A 17,437-nucleotide genomic window follows, 5' to 3' on the forward strand; every position below is an offset into this window, starting at 1 on the left:
GGTCTGCGGCGTGGGGCGCTGGGCCGATGCCGAGAACGGCGTCGGCGGCCGCCATCTGGGCGGTGATGGTGCTGGTGTGCGCGGCGAGGTCGGTGTCGGTGAGCATCGCCTCGATTTCGCGGCGGCGTTGCTGGTGGGTGTGCAGTAGCCAGACCAGGTGCGCGTCGGAATCGTCGTCGGTGCGGTCGTGGTCGGTGGCGAGTGCGGCGAGTGTGGTGGCGTTGTGGCGGTAGTCGGCGACCAGCGCTGTCAGCAGTCGCGCGTCGATGTCGGGGATGCCGAGCAGGTAGGCGCCGTCGAAGTCGGTGACCGCTGCCAGAGTGTCGGCGATATCGGTTGCGGTGCCGCCGATCTGGTAGGCCACCGTCGGTGGGGTGGTGCGGGTGTCGAGGATCTCGACACTCAAGCTGGCCGGGACGTCGTCGCGGGTGGAGACGAGGGTGTCGGTGGTGAGTGTGTGGATGAGGTATTCGCGGGCATGGCGTGCGCTGGCGAAGCGTTCTTCGCTCGGCCGCCGCTCGGTGGCCGGTGGCGGGGTGTCTGGGTGGTGGGCATTCGGGTGATCGATGACCGTGAGGAACGCGCCGTCGGCGCGGATGAGTCGGGACAGATCGGCACCGCGCAGTCGGGCGCTGGCCTGCTGGTGGACTGTGGGCGGGATGGTGCTGGTGGTCAGCAGTGCGGCGATGTTGTGGCGCAACAGGATGCGGTAGTGCCGCAGATTCGGGTCGTCGGTGGTGGCGAGTTGACGTAGGCATGGCTCGTAGGCGTCGAGCAGTGCGGACAATGTTGCGGCGTCGATATCGGGGTTCCCGGTAACCGGGGTGCGCTCGCCGCGGGCATCGGCGAGAACACCCAGGGCGGTGACGACTTCGGCGGCGGGCCCGCACGCCTCGTAGATGCCCGGACGGTGCACCACATCGCCCGACATCTCGTCGACGCTGGCGCGGTACGGCACAGCCGCCGACCCCTGGCCTGTATGTCGGCTGGCGTGGTGCTGTAGCCAGCGGCGGGCCAGCCAGAGCGACGCGCAGCGGGCCTGCTGTTCGGATTGGACCCGGGTGTAGCTGGAGTCGAGGGTTTGCAGAAGCGCACGGTAGCGGCCGCGGTCCTGTGTCGGGGGGCACCAGCTGTGCAGAACATGCTGTGCCGCAATCGATGTCGAGGTTGTTGCGGGTCGGTTGATCACGGGGGGTCCCTTCGCTGAGGTGCCCGGGTTCGGCTCAGGCGTGGGAGCGTCGAGTGGAATCGGCACGGCGGTGTGTGCGTTGCCGCCAGAACTGTTGGCGCCGTTGTTGCGAGGTGTAGGTGCTGGCCCCGCGTCGATCCGTGGGGGGTGTGGAGGACAGCGGCTCGGCGACCGCCGAGGGGGCGCGGGGGCGCCCGTGTGCGCTGTCGGGGACCGGGGTTGCGCGTTCGGCCCAGCGGGCTCGGCGGTCTTTGCCTGTGACCGCGTGCGCTGCCGCGGTTTTGGCGTGGTTGTCGATGGTGGCGCGGACCACCGCACGGGTCGACTGGTCGGCTCCGGCGTCGACCAGATGTCGTCCCAGGGTGTTCAACGCCTTCTGGTAGTCATCGAGTAGGCGATCACGGCGGCCCGATCCGGCGGCGACCGCTTCGATGACCTGGCCGAGGTCGTGCAAGGACGCGGTGATGGCCTCGCGGTCCGGACGCGGGCTTTTGCCGGGTTCGATGAGCACACCGGTGCTGTCGAGCAGGGCGGTCATCTCGCGCACGACGCGGGCGGGACGCTCGGCCGGTTCGGCGCGGGCCAGGTCGTAGCGAAGGAAGCTGCCGATCTTGGTGCGGGTGTCCTCGTCGACGCCGAGGTCGGCCAGACGCTGGTGTAGTTGCACTGTGGCGGTGCTGTATCGGTCACGACGTTGCTCGACCGGGCCGCTGTCGTCGTTGAGCGAGGCCATGATGTTGTGCAGGGGTTCGCGGATCGTGGCAGGCAGTCGAGCCATTGCGGCGGGTTCGACAGGGGTGAAGAGTTCTGCGTTGTCGAGGGTTTCGGTGACGTGCGATACCGCGGCGGCGGCGATGTTCCTGCCGCGCGCGAGGTGGCGGTGCTCGTCGGTGTCGCGTTTGGCGCCCTCCTCGATCCACAGCAGGGTGGGTAGTTCGGTTTTGCCCGATTCGATGTCGTGCAGGGTCGCGCGGATCTGGGTGCGTTCGACCGGGGCCAACCCGGGACCGGTCTCGGCGACGGCGAGCAACTGCTCGCGTTGGGTCTGGATCCGGTCGACGAGTGTGTGCATGTCGGTGGTCAGAGCCAGGCCGGGATTGTCGGCGAAGCGCTCGGCCAGTTGGTGCAGGGCGACGACGTTGTCGGCGAACTTGCGTAGCTGCTTGCTCAATTCCGGACGATCGACTGCGGCCGTCGACTGGGTGGATTCGGGCTGGAGATGGTCGGAGGGCGCGGCCGAAGGTGGCGCTGACGCCGCGGGCGGGGGTGTGGACTGTGACCCAGCGGCAGGTGGCTGCCCGGTCGCGGGTCTCTGGTCGGGTGTGCCGCCACCGTCGCCGCCGTTGTCGTGGTGTGGCGGCGGTGAGTTGGGATCGGCGGCCGCGCTGTCGGACGGTCCGCCCTGCGCTGAGGTCGCGGCGGTCGCCGTGTTCAGGGTCGGTCCCTGGGATTGGTCCTGGTACGGATCGACAGAGGGGGGTGCCGGTGATGGGCCGCGGTGTTCGCCCTCGGGCGAGGGTGCCGTTCGAGGTGGTGGCGGCGCGATGGTCTGGGTGAACACGGCCGGGGTGTCGAGCAGGTCCACGGCGCGGGGATGATCGTGACCGTCGGTGAGGTAGTCGACCATGAACAGGGCATCGAGCCGGTCGTGCTCGTCGAGTGCTGTGCCTGCGAGTGCGGTGGCGAGTTCGTCGCGACGCCGGGTGATCGCCTCGGGGGTCAGCGCGGCCGAGTCCATGGTCGCCGAATTCGTGGGTGTGGTCATCGCCCAGGCGTTGACGATGTCGGTGACCTCGGCCTGTGCCGGTGGCGAGAGTGAGGTTGCCGCGATCAGGGTGGTGACGGCGTGGGCCGCCGATTTGTGGCGAAGCCAGGTCGCGTCTTCTTCTATCGCGGTTTGGACCTCGTGTCCCGGAAAGGCCGGATCCAGGGTCATGGTGCGTCCGGACGGGTCGATCTTGATTCCGAATTCGCGGTCGAAGCAGGCGACGAGTCGATCCAGTGCGTTGCGCGCGATCGGCGAGCTGTCGCTCCAGGTCAGTGCGTCGGTGAGATGGGCGGCCAGTTGGTCTCGTGGTGCGGCGAGATTCAGTCCGGCCAGCCGTGTTTCGGCGGCGGTACGCGCGGCGGTGGTCTTCTCGGCGTGGCGTGCCATCGCGGCGTCGTCGCCGACGGGGATACGCGCGAGGGCGTCTTGTCGCTCGCGGATCTGGCGTGCGGCACGGTTCATCGCCAGTGCCGCCAGCAGGTAGGCCAGTCGTTGCCACAGACCCGTGGCTGGCCCGGTGGAGGTGGAACTCGTTGCGGTGGTCGATGATTCGGATGCCATGATCAGGTCCTTTCGTGGCGGTAGGTCGTGGGGTGAAGTCGCGAGGTCGTCACCCCTGCGGGGCGGTGGTCCAGTTGCCGGTGGACGGGTCCTCGGTCCATAGCTGCTGGTCGAGCGAGACGTGTCGTGGGCTTTCGGGCGGTGTCTTCATGAGCACCGCTGCGCCGCTGTTGATCGCGTCCTGCATCTGCTGCTCGCTGTAGTGGGCGGGATGCGGCAGGTCTTGTGGATTGCCGGTCGTGGACTCGGCTGGGCCTGCGTGCCTTTGGACGTCCTCGTCGATGAACTTCTTGCGCTCGGGATCTTCGACGGGTACGCGTGGGGGCGCGAGGATGTGGGCGCAGTGGTCGCGCGAGCAGTCGGCGAGGAGGCGGACGAGGGCCTCGAGGGAGTCGCGGTACCACTGTGTGTGCCAGGAGATGAGGTCTTCGCGGTAGGTGCCGACCGCAGCGGGTTCGGTCATGTAGACCGCTTTGTGGGCGACCATCAGCGCGGTGAGTTCCTCACGGACCGCGCTGTGGCGATACCAGCACGGTTTGATCCGGGATTCGAGCTGGTAGGTGTAGCGCAGCCAGTCGACCCATTCGGTGAGGTCCTCCCACAGCTGCCGTGCGCCGTGGACGTCGAGGCTGTCCCAGGAGAAGGCGCTGGGGACCAGCTCGGCGGGCTCGCTCTGGTTGCCCTCGGGCGCGGCCTGGGCGGACTGGGTGATGTTCTCGGCGTTGGGGGCGTTGGTCATCGAGAGTCCTTGTCCAGGGTGGTCGGTTTGCCGGGCTGGTAGTCGTCGGGCACCTTGCCGCTGGTGATGATCTGTTGGAACACCGCCAGTGAGGCTTGGACGCGGGCCTTGTGTTCGGGGATCTGCCAGACGGTGGGCAGGTGCACTTTCACCGGGGGCGCGTTGCGGTAGAGCAGCAGCCCGTGGTCGGTGTCCATCTCGCGCAGTTCCGCGGCGGTCATGACGGGTTCGTCGTGCAGCTGATAGGAGGGGCGGCCGCTGCCGATGGTGGCGCGCCATTCTTTCCTGTTGCCGATCAGGCGGGAGATGTCGTTGAGCTCGTCGCCGCGCATACCGGGCAGGATCAGCATCGCGGGCGCGGAGTAGGCCAGCATCTTGCCGCCCTCGGTGCCCCACCGTTGCTGGTTCTGGGCTTGGTTGTGCGCGAAGGCCCACACGTTGATCCCGCGGCCGCCGCTGTCGGAGAAGATCGCGGGCAGGTCCGGGATGGGGGCGACGTTGTTGACTTCGTCGAGGATCAGTCGAACCGGCGGGTCCAGTCGCCCGGAGGCGTGTTTCTGGGAGGCACGGTCAGCGACGTGATGCACCTCGGCCGCGAGTGCGGCCACGAAGGGGGCCATAGACCCCGAGGTGCCTTTTGACACTAAATACAGTGTGTTGCGGAGCTTTTCGTGCAGTACGAAGTCGGCGACGTCGAAGGATTCGTTCTGGGGTACATCGATGGCCTTCATCAGTTTCGGAGAGGCGAGGGGTTCGAGCAGTCGGGCGGCGGCGGCGATGACGTCGTCGGAGGACTCCGAGCCGGAGTCGAGGATCTGTTCGAGTTCGGCGGCCCAGTCAGGCAGGCTCGCGGCCAGGATCTCGCGTGCGGTGGTGGTGGTGCGCGAGGACACCCATTTGCGTACCTCGCGGATCCTGACGTTTTCGAGTGCGGCGGCGTGTAGGTAGCAGCGCAGCAGGGTCGCGGCCTTGTTCTCGAAATATCCGCCGTTCTTGGTGCCTTCCATGGGCATGGCCTTGGCCATGGCCGCGGCGCGGCGGATGGCGGTGTCGGGGTCTTCGCAACCGGCCAGGATCGACCAGCGGATGCGGGCGGGCCATTCGGTGAGGTTTTCGGGGTCGAACACCGCGACCCTGCCGACCTTGACGCGATCGGCGATCGTGGCCCCGAGGATGTCGCGGGATTTGGTGGTGGTGGCGAGTACGAATCCTGGTGCGCTGTGCACCAATTGGCAGGCGATGCGCCAGGTCTTGCCCGACCCGGTGGGACCTTCGACCAGGACCGCGTCGCGGTGCTGGAGGTAGACGATCTGACGGGGGTCATCGACGAGGGCTCCCAGGGCGACGCCCATCTTCGCCGGATCCAGGCTGACGGTCGGGCGGCGGGTGAATCGGGCGGGCAGTCTCATCGCCGCCACCGCCTGGGCAGGCGCAGTCGTTGGGTCAGCGACTTCTGTGATTGTGAGGCCAGCACCGGGTATTCGGCGCGGGCCTTGTCGATGGCGCTGTCCGCGTCGAGTCCGGCGCGGCGTAGGTCGGTGGCTTTGGCCATGCCGGTGTGTTTGCGGCGGTGGCGGCGGCGCATGTCGAATTCGGCGCGTGCCATCGCGATCCCTGATGCGACCGCGATTGCCACGACGATGATGCAGGTCCAGGTCAACCAGGCGGGCCCGGGTCGGGGGTCGCTGGGCCAGGCGGCCGCGGGATCGCTCATGTTGCCGAACAGCGCGAAAACGGTGTCGTAGGCGCCTGCCCAGCCGGGGGCGGCGATGCCGTGGCCCGACAGCAGGCCCGAGAGCGCACCGCCGACGAAGATGCCGGTGCCGCCTACCACACCGAGGAACAGGCCCAGTTCCATGCCCGCGGGCAGCAGTGAGCGTTCCCGGGTCGGCGCGATCGGCATGGGATCGCGTGAATCGTGGTCTCTCATAGGCTCCTCCCCCACTGGCGGGGCTGTGAACGGATACGGCCGCCCGCGATTTCGCGGGTGGCACCGGATCGGCTTGTCGTGCGGGCAGGTGGCATCACGGGCTCCGTCTCGACTGTTCGGTCGCCGGGGCTGCGGTGCGCCGGACGGGGGGGTCGGGTTCGCAGGGGTTCGACGACACCAGCGGCCGCGGGCGGTAGCGCGGCGGCCGTGGTGGGGCTTGGTGACGGGTGAGGTGTGCGAGAGGCGTTGTGCTGGTTGGCCAGGTGAGTGCGGGGTGCGAGGCTGTAGTCCTGATCGCGGATGCTGGTGTGGTCGAGGCCGACGCAGATCCCGGGCTGGTCGTGGTAGCGGTCGAGGTGTTCGCGCCAGTCGTGCAGGATGCGGGTGATCGCGCGCAGTAGTTCGGCGTCACCGACCGTGTGCCGGATCGCGGAGGCGTCGATGAACAGCACCGGGGCGTGGGTGGTGTCCGGGACCAAGGGGTGTTGGAGCAGCCACATGTCGAATCCGGCCGGGGTCGCGTCGGTGGTGTGTGCGGGTACGCCGATGACGGCCTCGACGGCGTGGGCGCCGATCATGGCCTCGCGAATGGCGTGCTCGTCACGGCGGCGTGATCGGGTGGCGGTGCGCGGCAGGATGATCGCGGCGCGGCCGCCGGGGCGCAGTTGGGCGTAGGTGTGTTGCAGCCATCCGTAGTTGGCGTTACCGGCAGGGGGGACGCCGAAGACCCATTGATTGCCAGGGGTGCGGTCGTGGCGGGTGAAGCGGTGGCGTTGGTTGAACCACGGGATGGCCATCACGACGTCGAATTTCTCGTGGGCGAAGGCGGGGAAGGACTCTGCCGCACCGACGATCAGGGTGGCGTCGATTTCGTTGACCGCCAGATTCATTCGCGCGAGCAGTTGCGCGTCGGCGCTGCTGGTCTGCCCGGACAGGGCCCCGGGCGGCAGCGGGTAGTCGTAGAAGGCCGCCGCGGTCGACCCGGTGGGTCCGGGCGCGCCGTAGCCTCCGGCGTGGTCGGGGCCCATGGCCGCGCCGTCGGCGCGCATGTACCACGCGGCTTCGGCGAGCAAGGTCCCGGCATCGGCCACCGGGACGAGCACCTTGTCACCGGGGCGGGGTGCGGTGGTCATCACCGCGAGCCGTTCGACGAACGACGAGGCGAACACGACGGTGTCACGATCGTGGGCGGTGCGGGCGAACGCGTGCAGCAGCGCGTAGAACAGTTCGGCTTGGACGTGCGGCGTGGGCATCCGGGTGCCGGGGCCGGTGTGGGTGGCGGCCTCGATCGCGGTTTCGATCGCGGCGATCAGTTCGGGGATCTCGACGATGTCCTGAATCGGTAGCGTGTTCGCACGTTCGATGAACCCCGGCACGACGCGGGCCAGCGCGGCGGGCAGCTGTCGCGTCTGCTCGGCGGGGCTGTCCTGGAGCAGGGCTTGCCATCGGTGCGGGGCTTGGTGGGCCAGGCACAGCAGGGCCAGGGTGATCGCGCGCAGGTCGGATTCGTCGCCGGTGTGGCTGGCGCGGATCGCTCGCCACAGCGGAGGCAGGATCGGGTCGATGTCGTTCACGGGGCGACGGGTCCTTTCACCGCGGTGTCGGTGTCGGTGAGCACGATTTCGTGGGGTGAGCGAATGTGTTCGAGCAGGAACGGGTCGCGGTTGCCGATCTTGACCAGGGCCTGCCCGCGTCCGAGTCGCATGAGTGCCTCCTCGGTCCCGGCGGGCAGTCGATACATGCGGCAGGTCTCGCGCACGTCGTCTTCTCGGTCCTGGCCGAACAGGACCACGATCGAGGCTTCTTGCATCAGTGAGCGCGCCGGGGAGGTTTCGGGCAGGTCGGAGATGTGATGGAACGCCGAGACGGTGCCCATGCCCAAGCCGCGCGAGAGTTTCATGTTGGCCTGGAACACCTCTCCGGTGCTGCCTTGGGCCACGTGCCAGCCCTCTTCGACGATGAGCACGGTCTGCTGGAATCGGCTGGAGCGGGCGGCCAGGCGGTTGGCGAGCCAGGTGTTGATGACGGTCATCACGATCCGCAGTGCGGGTCCGTCGGTGGGCAGGGCCGACAGGTCGAAATGCACGAGACTGTTGTGTTCGAGCGCGTCGCGGATGTCGGGGCTGGTGGCTTGGTCGACCAGCCCTTTGAGGTCGCGGTCGGCCAGGCGCAGCAACGCCAGACCGGGTTCTTGGCCCCATTCCAACGCGCGTGCGCCCCACCGTTTGCCCAGCACGGTGCCGTCGGCGTCGCGGGGGTCGAGCAGGCGCATCGCCAGTTCCCGGATCACCGGTGCGCGGTGTTCGGCGCGGGCGTCGGTGTTGACCATCTCCAATGCCATTCCTACGGCTGCTTTTTCGCGTTCGTCGAGGCTGCGGCTCATGCTGTCTTCGAGCACGGCCAGCACGAGTGCTTCCTGTCCGGCGGGCACGACCCCGTCCAGTCCGCCGCGGTGTTCGCCGCCGGTGGAGATCGCGGGGTCGAGCAGGTTCACGCACGCGCCTCCGCCGCCGGTCTTGAAGCGGATCGAGGCGGCGTCCATGGCGCGGGCGATCGGGGTGTACTCCCCTGCCCCGGATTGGGGTTTGCGGTCCAGGATCACCACTTGACGTCCGGCGATCAGTTGGCGAATGCAGAAGGCGGACTTGATGAGTGAGGATTTGCCTTTTCCGATGTCACCGATGAGGCAGACGTTGATGCCGGAGATCTCCTCGCCGTAGAGCGAGAACGGATCCAGGATCTCCAGTTCCTGGCTGATCTTGTTCAGCCCGGCCGCGACGCCTTCCTGGCGTACCGAGCGGCGACTGGTCGCCAGGTTCAACGCCTCGGCTTGGCGGGTGGTGGTCCAGGCCCCTTCGGCGCGGTGCTCGTACCAGCCGAGTTTGTCCAGCCATCGCCGCCGCTTGGGCGCGGCCCGGCGCGCGAGGGCGGCCGGACCGGACTGCGACGCGCCCGCGCCCGGGTGCGCGCGGGTGGTGGCGGGGGCGGGGAGTCCGAGGACGCGGCGTACGAGACTGCGTCGCGGCCGCCGCGGTGGTGTCGCGGCGGTGGGCGCGTGGGTGGGGTTGGTGGTGGTGGCCATGGCGGGTTACCGGGTGTAGCTGGTGGCGGCCAGGCCGCGCCCGAGGGGCAGGGTGGCGAACAGGGTGATGTCGTGATCGTCGGTGGCCCAGTCGATTTCGCCGATCGCGGAGTCGCTAGCGGCTTCGCTGACGCGCAGGCAGGCCCGTTCGAGGTCTTCTTCGTCGCGGCCGGTGACCGCGACGGCGAGGCTGTAGATGACGCCGTGGTGTCCGGAGCCGGGGGTGAGGTCGTGGCGACGACGGTCCGAGGCCGACAGCAGCACGTCGCTGGAGCCGTCGTCGATCTTGCCTTTCTGGCGTTCCTTGATTTTGCGGGCCTCATCGGCGGTGAAGTCCCCGCGCGCGGCCGCGCGGGCACGGGGCGCGGGCACGAAGTCCATGCGCACCGACACCGTGCGGATGGTGGGCATGGGGGCGGTGTCGTCGTCGCCGGGGTCGGCTTCCACACCGGTCAGCAGCGGTGCCAGCCACAGTGGGCCCAGCGGGGCGGGTTCGATCGCGCGTGCGGGAATGAATCCGATGCGGGTGCGCCAGCGTCCGTCCGGGGCGATCGCGACCGAGTCGCGTCCGCCGATGTAGGTGGGCCAGCAACGGACCCAGTCGGCGTCACCGTGACGGGCGAGTCGGTAGTCGGGATCGATGCAGGCCCGCAGCACCGCACACGCGCGGCGCTCACCGTAGACTTCGACGTTGCCCATTCCGGCGATCGCGAGAAGCCGTGCGGCGCGCTCGGTTTCGTCGCGTACGAGTTGGGCGATCGCGCCGTGGATGGTGGCGTCCTTGGCGCGCGCGATACGGGCGGTCTCGGCCATGAACGCCTCGCTCTGGGGGAAGCGCAGGCACACATAGGAGCGGTGCTCCTCGGCCAGCGGGGTGAGCACGTCGAGCAGGGCGCCGTAGGAGGCGACCGCGGGCAACAGGCGCTGGTCGGTCAGGGCGTTGACCTGCGCTTCGGCCCACCGCTCGTGGGGTGCCATGTCGTGGGGGACCGAGCGGTGCACGAACTGGATGCCGCGGATGAAACTGCTGGCCTTGGCGAGGTTGGACAGGAAAGCGCCGAACGCGGCGGAGGTGGCGGCGTAGGCGGCGTCCCCGCGTAGCCCGCTGGCGACCCCGTCGACGGCGAGAATCACCGAGAAGTAGGTGCGCTCACCGGGGTTGGCGTGACGCAGGATGAACATTTCGTCCAGGCCGGTGCCGCTGACGTCGACCGGTGCGGTGTTGCCCAGCGGGACCGGTAGTTCCCAGCCCGGATCCAGTTCCGGCGCACCGTATCCGGGGTCGGCGTGGTGGCGGTAGATGTGTTCGCCGCGTCGGCGTCGGTCCCAGGTGCGGACCGCGTGCAGGCGGGTCGAGGCGAAGGAACGTTGCCCGTTCCATTCCATGGTGGCCGCGAACACCGCGCCGAGCCCCGCAATGATCAGCGCCAGCGTCCAGATCGAGGTTCCGGCCAGGACATACAGCGCGATCGCGGCGAGGATCGCGATCGCCCAACTGGCCATCACCGGCTGTGAGAGCCCCAGCCAGGAGCGGCGCGCGATCTCCCCGCCCAGGATGTAGGTGCGTTGTTCGCTCATTGCTGCTGTTCCGCCTCTCCCGGGGACGCCTCGGCCGCGGAGCGGGCCTTGTTCAACGCGGCAGCCGAGGCCTGCGCGGCGACCGGCACGGCGAGCGAGGCAGCGGTGCCTGCACCCGAGAGCACCTTCCCGGCCATCGCGCGCTTGCTACCCGAACCCGCGCCCCGTCCCGAACCGCCGCCTGCGCCGCCCCCACCGCTCTGACCACGGCGTTGCAGGGAGTTGCCGAACCGCGCTTCGGTGGGGCTGCGGCCGTCGCTGCGGCCCCCGGTGCGCCACCGCGGCCCCGGGTCACCCCCACCGCCGCCGCCTTGCGCGCCGCGCCCGCCACCACCGGCGCTGGTGCCCGCTCCGCCTCCGCTGCTGGCGCGGTCGCGCGATCCCCCACCTCCGCCGCCACGTCCGCGCCCCAGCAGGTGGCTGGAAGATCCGACCCCGCCCAGGGTTCCGGCCAGCAGTGATCCGGAGTGCGCGCCGAATCCGAACGCGTCGGCGCGGGTGGGCAGCAGGGGCGCGTATTTGATCAGCGACCAGGGAGCCAGACCGACGACGATGAAACTGGCGACGAGCATGCAGAGTTTGCCGAGCGTGCCGGTGTCACCCTGGGCTGCGGCGGTGTCGGTCAGTGTGGCGTTGATGAGGCTGGTTTCCACGGCCAGCAACAGAAACAGCAGCGGTTTGGAGAACACGATGCCGATGAACACCAGCACCGGACGCAACGCTTTGGGCCGCCATTTCGGATGCACCCACATCCCGAATCCGATCCCCGCCGCCACGGCCAAGACCGGCAACGCGTTGGCGTGCATCAGCAGTCCGAAGAAGATACCGAGCGCTCCGGCGATCAACCCCAGGAACAGGATCAGCCCGACGATGACCCCGCCGGGCAGCATCGGCGCGGTCAGGTCGCCGGTGAAGCGTTCCAGGTTGTTGATCATCTCGCCCATGTCGGGACCGGAGGTGCGCACGATCGCTTCCGACATCGCGTTGGACAACTCCACGAGCAGTTGCGCCAGCATCGGGGCGAACAGCATCATCACGACCCCGGCGGGGGCGTATCCGAGCAGGTCACCGCCGATGGTTTTGATGGTTTCGCCCTTGGAGGATGCGCGCCACAGCGCCAGGATCGTCATCACCGCCATGACCACCACACCGATCCCGGTCGACATGGCGTACCAGCGCAGGAACCACGGTGCGGCGGGGTCGAATCCGCCGACGTCGGCCAGGCCCTGCAACACTTTCGCCGACAACTGCACCGCGCTCTCCTTGGAGGCATCGGCCCAGTCGTCGATCACCGATTGGGGGTCGATGACGAAGCGCACGACCTCCACCGCCTGGCCGTAGAGGAAGGAGAAAGCATCGACGACGCTCTTGCCCGCCAACATCGACGGCACCCCCGCCACGGTCTCGCTGAAACGGTCGGCGAAGGATTTGTTGGCGCTGATCCATTGCGCGGTCCCGGCTTGGAGTTGGCCGACCGATCGGTTCCAGGCGATGCAGCGGGCCAGGTCGTCGGGTGTCGGTTCGGCCTGGTCGCAGTCGACCCAGAAAGAGTGGCTGCAATAGATCGCGTCGACCTTGCCGTCACACGGCTCGGTCCATGCCGCCGTCGGGACGCGGTCGACGCCGGAGGCCTTGCGGATCTCGTTCCACGACTGTTTGTCCGGGCGTTCGGCCCAGTTCAGGCCCCAGGTGTTCCACTCGGTGGTGGACCAGCGTTTGAGATCGTCGGCGCAGTACCCGCTGCGCAGGCTGTAGGCGGGGTCCCCGGCGGGAAACACCTTCGGCAGTTGGGAGGCCGGGGGTTCGGTGTCTTGTTCGGCGGAGCTGTCGGTGTGGGCCTCGATCTGCCCGGTCGGGCCGACTCCGGTGATCATCTGTTTGCGGGTTTGTTCGCTCGCGCTCCAGTACATCAGCCGGTTCTCCACCGCCAGCGCGGCGTTGATGTAGGCGCCCAGGTCCCCGCCGCGATCTCGGCACGGCCCGGAGAACCACGGGCCGGAACGGAATTCGTCGGTGCCTCCGACGAATTGGCGCAGGTCGGCGGGAAAGCCTTTGGGCAGGTTCGCGGTGTCCGAGGACGAGGGCACACCCGGTGTGGTGGGCGCGCCCACGCTGGGGGCGGCCGCCGCGAGCATCACCCCCGCGCCGACGATCACCAGCGCCACCAGCGCTGCGATCTTTCGCCCTATCCCGCTCACCGGATTGCTCCCTCGATCAGTTGAGGTAGAAGGTGTAGTAGCCCTCCAACAGCGGCTTGGTCAGCGCGCTGGCGGAATTGGGTGCCACGACCTCATCGGGGCTGGGGCCGATGCGACCGGATTTCTCCACGGCCTTCCAGTCCTCGTCCTGCCAGACCAGTGACACGGTGTTGGTGGTCCACAGGGTCATGACCGACACCGGGTCGCCCGGCGCGATCGAGGCACGCGAGACGCCCATCGTCCACACCGTGACCTCGGCGGTGGTGTCGGTGAACGCGGTGACGGTGACCGCGGCCGGGAGCACGTTGAGGATCGCGTCCTCGGCGGCGCGGTCGCGCCCGATCTCGATCGCGCGTGCCAGATCCGGACCGGGATGCTGCGCGATCATGGTGGCTACGACGGCGTCCATCTGCACGCGGCCGTGCCCGGCCTGGGCCAGGGCTTGCACGATGTTGACCGCCGCGGTCGCCGCCCCGGCCTGATCGCGGGTGTAGCCGGCGGGAACGTTGTCCACGACCCGGGTCGGTCCGTGCGCGGCCCGCACACTGGCCCCCGCGCCCGACTCCGACTCCGGGCCCGACAACGCCCCCATCACGACCGCGACCAGCAACACCGCTGCCGCGATCGCGCCGACCCACCTCCACGGCACCCGATCGGGCAGTGTCCTCGGCGCGTCGAGGCCCGGGACCGGGGGCGACGGTGGGGTCGTCTCCGGTGCCGTCGAGCGGGCCGGGCCGGTGTCGTGCCCGGGGGTGATGTCGGCGAATCCTTTTGCTGCCATGGGGTTTTCTCCGTTGTCTTTCAGCCGCCGACGACGAACAGGATCGCGCCGACGACGGGGCTGGCCAGTCCTGCCAGGCCCAGGGATACGAGGGCGTCCTGGAGGTCTTCCATGCCCTCGGTCATGTCTCCGGCGTAGCCGCGGTTCTTGGAGCGGCGCACCTTGTAGGCGCCGACGATGACCCGCACGGTGGCCCCGATCAGCACCGCCGCCCAGATCGCGGCCACGACCCGTTTCCAGGCGGTGTCCAGCGCGGGCCCGAACAACCCGAAGTTGGGGGCCACACCGTCGAGGGGGTTCTGGATCGCGGCGGCGGCGGCCATGCCCGCCCCGAGCAGCAGCCACACCGCGACCGTCACGGTGACGGCGAGAATGCGCACGGCGGGACGGGCCCTGGTGCGCTGTGGTCGGTTTGTCATGATCTGTTGCCTCCGTGGTGATGTCGCTGTCCTCATCCGGCCGCCTCCCCGGGCCGGTGCACCCCGCGTAGGTCCCCGCGCGGGCTGTCGCTGCGTCGCGGACCGTGGCCGGGGGCCGGTCTGGGGCGCAGGCGGATGTCGAATTCGTCGGGGGCGGGCCGGGATTCGGGAATGAAGGTGGCGTCCAGGACGGGTTCGGTGGCGGCGAGAGTTTGCGCTAGTCCGTCGGCGACGGTGGCCGCGACCTGGGTCCAGGCACGCACCGTGGGTTCGGCCAGCCGCGACAGCACGATCCGTTCTCCACTGGCCAGGTCCGGGTCGAACGGGACGTGGGTGATGCGGGTGATCTCGGCGCGGGCCAGGGCTTCGTGCACGGCGTGGCGTGCGGCGGGATTGACCGCGCTGCCCTCGGCCAACACGACCACCGCCGAGGTGATGAGATGTTCGTGCCCGCGCGCGGCGATCCCGTCGAGTGCGCGCAGCACCATGTGCGCGGCGTCGCGCCGATAGGTCAACGGGATCACCAGCCCGGTCGCGTGTTCCAGTGACCAGGTGAACGCGTCGCTGCGTTCGTTGTTGCCGGTGTCGAGCACGACCATGGTGCGGTGCCGTGCCAGCACGGCCAGGATCGCGGCGCACTCGTGCGCGCCGATCATCTCGCGGCGTTTGCTGGATTGGTCGCTGGCCAGGATCTCATCGCCGGTGGGCTGGGCCAGCAGGAACCGGCCCAGCGCGGAGGCGACGACGGTGTCCGAGCACAGCCGGGTGGCGTGTTCGACGACGTCCCAGGTGGTGGGGACCTTGCGGTCCGCGCGCGCCGCGCGCGCGGCGAGGGTCCCGCGGGTTTCGGCGTTGTCCCAGGCCACGACACCGTGGCGGTGTTGGCCGAAGATATTGGACAGCATCAGGGTGGCCGGGGTGGTGCCGCCGCCGCCCTTGGGATTGCACACCATCACCACCGGCGTGCCGGGCAGGGGTTGGCGGATCCGTTCGACCGCGAGCCGGTGGGCGACCTCCTCGCTGTGGGGTTTGAGCCGCGCCCCCAGCGCGTTGGCCTTGCCGCGCCAGCCCCACCCGGCCGGGTCCGCCTCCACTCCGGCGGCAGGACCCAGCACGCTGCGTGAATGCTCTTCGCGCAACGCGTCTCGCTCGGCCGCCGACACCGCCGTCGGCTCGGGTCCGCGTCGCTGGACCGGATCCGACGGGGCCGGAGCCAGAGGTGCGGGGCGTAGCCGCATGCTCGGGGTGTCGGTGCGGGGGCGCAGTTTCTGTTCGCGCAGGTTCACCGGCCGTTCGGCGAAGTAGTCCTGCACCGCGCGTGCGTCGCTGGCCGCCGCGTCGGTGTCGTCCTCGGGTTGATCCCACAGCGTCGGATCACGGTCATCGTTGTTCGACACGGTTCACCTCCCAGGCGGTGCCGTTGCGCAGCAACTGGATTCCGGCCGTGAACACGGCGGTGTCGAGCAGTTCCCCGGAGGGGCTGAACCAGGTTTGGGTCACCTGGTAGGCGCGTACCGCGTGGCGCGAGGTCTGCGGGGGCACCGCCTCGGTCGAGGCATCCACGCGCACCGCGGCGCTGGCGTGGCGCGCGGCCCACTCCAGCCACCGCGCCCCCGGGCTCAACGAACCGGTCGAGGTGATCGCGGATCGGTATTGCGCGCTCAGCAGCGGCGCCGAGCGCGCGGCGGCATCGTTGGGTCCGGAATCGACGTTGGGGTTCCAGGAGAACCAGATCTGCAAGACCGCTCGCGCGGTCGCATCCGGGTCACCACGATCGAGACCGGCCAGATCCACCGGCAGCGCGGTCGCCGCGACCGCCCGCCGACCCTGCGGGCCACTTCCCTGCGGCGACCACCGCTGCGCCGAGGCCGCCGCCGCTTCCCCGCCGGAGGGTGTTCCGGCACTCGCGCACCCGGACAGCGTTGCGGTGCAGAGGATTACGAAGGCCGCTGTGATAGCGCGCCAGCTCACTGTGGTGGTCATGGCAGTGACTCCCCGAAGTCGAGAACTTCTTGCCAGGCGGTCGGCACGCCGGTGAGGGCGGGGATCGGCTCACGCCCGGCGCGGCTACGGCGCGCCTGGACCGCACGCGCTCGGTGGGCACCGCTGGTGGTGTGGTGCAGATGCAGCACGGTGCCGGGCAGGTCGGCGTCGCTGAGCCGGGTGGCGTCGTGCTCGCCGTAGGCGATCAGGCACGACGGGCCGCCGCTGTTGGCCGGCGCGCGGGTGTCGTCGGGTCGATAGAAATGCAGGCGCCCGGCCAGGAACAGCACCGCGGTGGCGGCGTCCCACACATGGCGGGCGAACCAGATGGTGTCGGTTCGGGCGAAGGTCAACGCCGTGCCGTGCCCGTGGGAGGCCAGTTTCGACAACCACACTCCGACTTCGCGGCCGTAGGGCGGGTTGCACCACACCCGACCCACCCAGTTCGCGGTGAGCCCGTCCTCGGGCGGGGCGATATGGCGGGCGGCGGTCGGCCACGGGCGCGGACTGTGCGCGCACGGGTCCAGATCGAAGGGCCCGAGCTTGTCCAGCAGGCCCGGCGGTGTCAGCCACACCCGCGACCCCGCGCGTGCTGAGGAATGCCCCCCGATCCCACGCCCCCTCATGACCCACCGCCGGGTGAGGCTGTGGCGAAATGGGCTGCGCGGGCGGGGATGTTGCGGACGTAGGCCAGGGTTTCGGGGTTTCCGCACACCGCCCCGGAACCGAGAGTGGCGCCGGGGCCGCAGTTGTACATCGACAGCCACAGTTGGGTCAGGTCCCCGTGCAGGCGTCCGTCGGCGAGGCCGTCCTTGGCGATCTCGGCCAGTTCGCAGTCGTAGGCCGCCTGCGACATCACCGCGTCGGGGATGCTGTGCGGGTCACGGCTACCGTCGCCGTCACCGTCGACCCCTTTGGCCTGCCACGTCGACGGCAAGAATTGCGCCGGGCCGGTCGCCCCCGAACTCTGGTTGTAGGCATCGACGCGGAAACCGGACTCGTTCTCCAATTGCGCGGCGATCAACCCCGCACCGACCTCGGGGCAGGTGGTGGCGGCTTTGGCGATCCACGGCGCGAACGCCTCGGGCACCACACCGGGGGCCAGCGGGGTCACCGCCGCGGCGGCCATCGGAGAGATCAGGTCACATCCCGATCGCGCGGCCGTGGCTGCGGCGGATTCGGTGGGGGCGGTGTAGGTCTGGTCCGGGG

General features: G+C 69.4%; 15 protein-coding genes. All 15 read right to left on the reverse strand.

All coding sequences use genetic code 11. The annotated features are described in order from the left end of the window. On the reverse strand, positions 1-1,189 hold a 1,189-nt coding region (locus tag JZ792_RS37545; protein ID WP_216917654.1), incomplete at its 3' end, for a hypothetical protein. Positions 1,190-1,223: 34 nt separating this feature from the next. Further along, on the reverse strand, positions 1,224-3,518 hold the full coding sequence (locus tag JZ792_RS37550; protein WP_216917655.1) for a hypothetical protein: 2,295 nt from the start codon (positions 3,516-3,518) through the stop codon (positions 1,224-1,226). Positions 3,519-3,567: 49 nt separating this feature from the next. After that, positions 3,568-4,257: a hypothetical protein gene (locus JZ792_RS37555; RefSeq protein ID WP_216917656.1), complete on the reverse strand. Its 690-nt coding sequence runs from the start codon at positions 4,255-4,257 to the stop codon at positions 3,568-3,570. Beyond that, a complete protein-coding gene (locus JZ792_RS37560; RefSeq protein WP_254190876.1) occupies positions 4,254-5,666 on the reverse strand; it encodes a type IV secretory system conjugative DNA transfer family protein in 1,413 nt (470 codons plus the stop codon). Before JZ792_RS37560 ends, JZ792_RS37555 begins: the two co-directional genes overlap by 4 nt. Next, positions 5,663-6,187: a hypothetical protein gene (locus JZ792_RS37565; RefSeq protein ID WP_216917657.1), complete on the reverse strand. Its 525-nt coding sequence runs from the start codon at positions 6,185-6,187 to the stop codon at positions 5,663-5,665. The genes JZ792_RS37560 and JZ792_RS37565 overlap by 4 nt, the downstream gene beginning before the upstream one ends. Next, a complete protein-coding gene (locus JZ792_RS37570; RefSeq protein WP_216917658.1) occupies positions 6,184-7,761 on the reverse strand; it encodes an N-6 DNA methylase in 1,578 nt (525 codons plus the stop codon). Before JZ792_RS37570 ends, JZ792_RS37565 begins: the two co-directional genes overlap by 4 nt. Next, positions 7,758-9,269, reverse strand: coding sequence for a putative type IV secretion/conjugal transfer ATPase (locus JZ792_RS37575; protein ID WP_216917659.1), 1,512 nt, complete (start codon positions 9,267-9,269; stop codon positions 7,758-7,760). Before JZ792_RS37575 ends, JZ792_RS37570 begins: the two co-directional genes overlap by 4 nt. A gap of 6 nt (positions 9,270-9,275) precedes the next feature. Beyond that, positions 9,276-10,847: an SCO6880 family protein gene (locus JZ792_RS37580; protein ID WP_216917660.1), complete on the reverse strand. Its 1,572-nt coding sequence runs from the start codon at positions 10,845-10,847 to the stop codon at positions 9,276-9,278. Next, positions 10,844-13,045, reverse strand: a complete 2,202-nt coding sequence (locus JZ792_RS37585; protein WP_216917661.1) for a hypothetical protein — start codon at positions 13,043-13,045, stop codon at positions 10,844-10,846. Before JZ792_RS37585 ends, JZ792_RS37580 begins: the two co-directional genes overlap by 4 nt. Before the next feature lie 16 nt (positions 13,046-13,061). Next, a complete protein-coding gene (locus JZ792_RS37590) occupies positions 13,062-13,826 on the reverse strand; it encodes a DUF8175 domain-containg protein (RefSeq protein WP_216917662.1) in 765 nt (254 codons plus the stop codon). Positions 13,827-13,846: 20 nt separating this feature from the next. Beyond that, positions 13,847-14,245 carry a hypothetical protein gene (locus tag JZ792_RS37595; protein WP_216917663.1) on the reverse strand — a complete coding sequence of 133 codons (399 nt, stop codon included), beginning with the start codon at positions 14,243-14,245 and terminating at the stop codon, positions 13,847-13,849. Positions 14,246-14,277: 32 nt separating this feature from the next. Continuing rightward, the gene (locus JZ792_RS37600; RefSeq protein ID WP_216917664.1) at positions 14,278-15,642 is read right to left on the reverse strand and encodes a MinD/ParA family ATP-binding protein; all 1,365 of its coding nucleotides are present in this window, start codon (positions 15,640-15,642) and stop codon (positions 14,278-14,280) included. Further along, entirely contained in the window at positions 15,626-16,228 is a 603-nt protein-coding gene (locus JZ792_RS37605; RefSeq protein WP_216917665.1) for a hypothetical protein, read from the reverse strand. The genes JZ792_RS37600 and JZ792_RS37605 overlap by 17 nt, the downstream gene beginning before the upstream one ends. Then, entirely contained in the window at positions 16,225-16,803 is a 579-nt protein-coding gene (locus JZ792_RS37610) for a DNA N-6-adenine-methyltransferase (RefSeq protein WP_308165609.1), read from the reverse strand. The genes JZ792_RS37605 and JZ792_RS37610 overlap by 4 nt, the downstream gene beginning before the upstream one ends. A 47-nt stretch (positions 16,804-16,850) precedes the next feature. Next, positions 16,851-17,437: lytic transglycosylase domain-containing protein (locus JZ792_RS37615; RefSeq protein WP_216917667.1), on the reverse strand; the 587-nt coding region annotated here is incomplete at its 5' end.

This window comes from Nocardia noduli (assembly GCF_019038455.1).
Classification (GTDB): Bacteria; Actinomycetota; Actinomycetes; order Mycobacteriales; family Mycobacteriaceae; genus Nocardia; species Nocardia noduli.

Coding starts and splice junctions, on each gene's coding strand:
- JZ792_RS37575 (WP_216917659.1), bottom strand. CDS start 9,269: ATGGCCACCACCACCAACCCCACCCACGCGCCCACCGCCGCGACACCA.
- JZ792_RS37560 (WP_254190876.1), bottom strand. CDS start 5,666: ATGAGACTGCCCGCCCGATTCACCCGCCGCCCGACCGTCAGCCTGGAT.
- JZ792_RS37565 (WP_216917657.1), bottom strand. CDS start 6,187: ATGAGAGACCACGATTCACGCGATCCCATGCCGATCGCGCCGACCCGG.
- JZ792_RS37580 (WP_216917660.1), bottom strand. CDS start 10,847: ATGAGCGAACAACGCACCTACATCCTGGGCGGGGAGATCGCGCGCCGC.
- JZ792_RS37550 (WP_216917655.1), bottom strand. CDS start 3,518: ATGGCATCCGAATCATCGACCACCGCAACGAGTTCCACCTCCACCGGG.
- JZ792_RS37595 (WP_216917663.1), bottom strand. CDS start 14,245: ATGACAAACCGACCACAGCGCACCAGGGCCCGTCCCGCCGTGCGCATT.
- JZ792_RS37555 (WP_216917656.1), bottom strand. CDS start 4,257: ATGACCAACGCCCCCAACGCCGAGAACATCACCCAGTCCGCCCAGGCC.
- JZ792_RS37590 (WP_216917662.1), bottom strand. CDS start 13,826: ATGGCAGCAAAAGGATTCGCCGACATCACCCCCGGGCACGACACCGGC.
- JZ792_RS37605 (WP_216917665.1), bottom strand. CDS start 16,228: ATGACCACCACAGTGAGCTGGCGCGCTATCACAGCGGCCTTCGTAATC.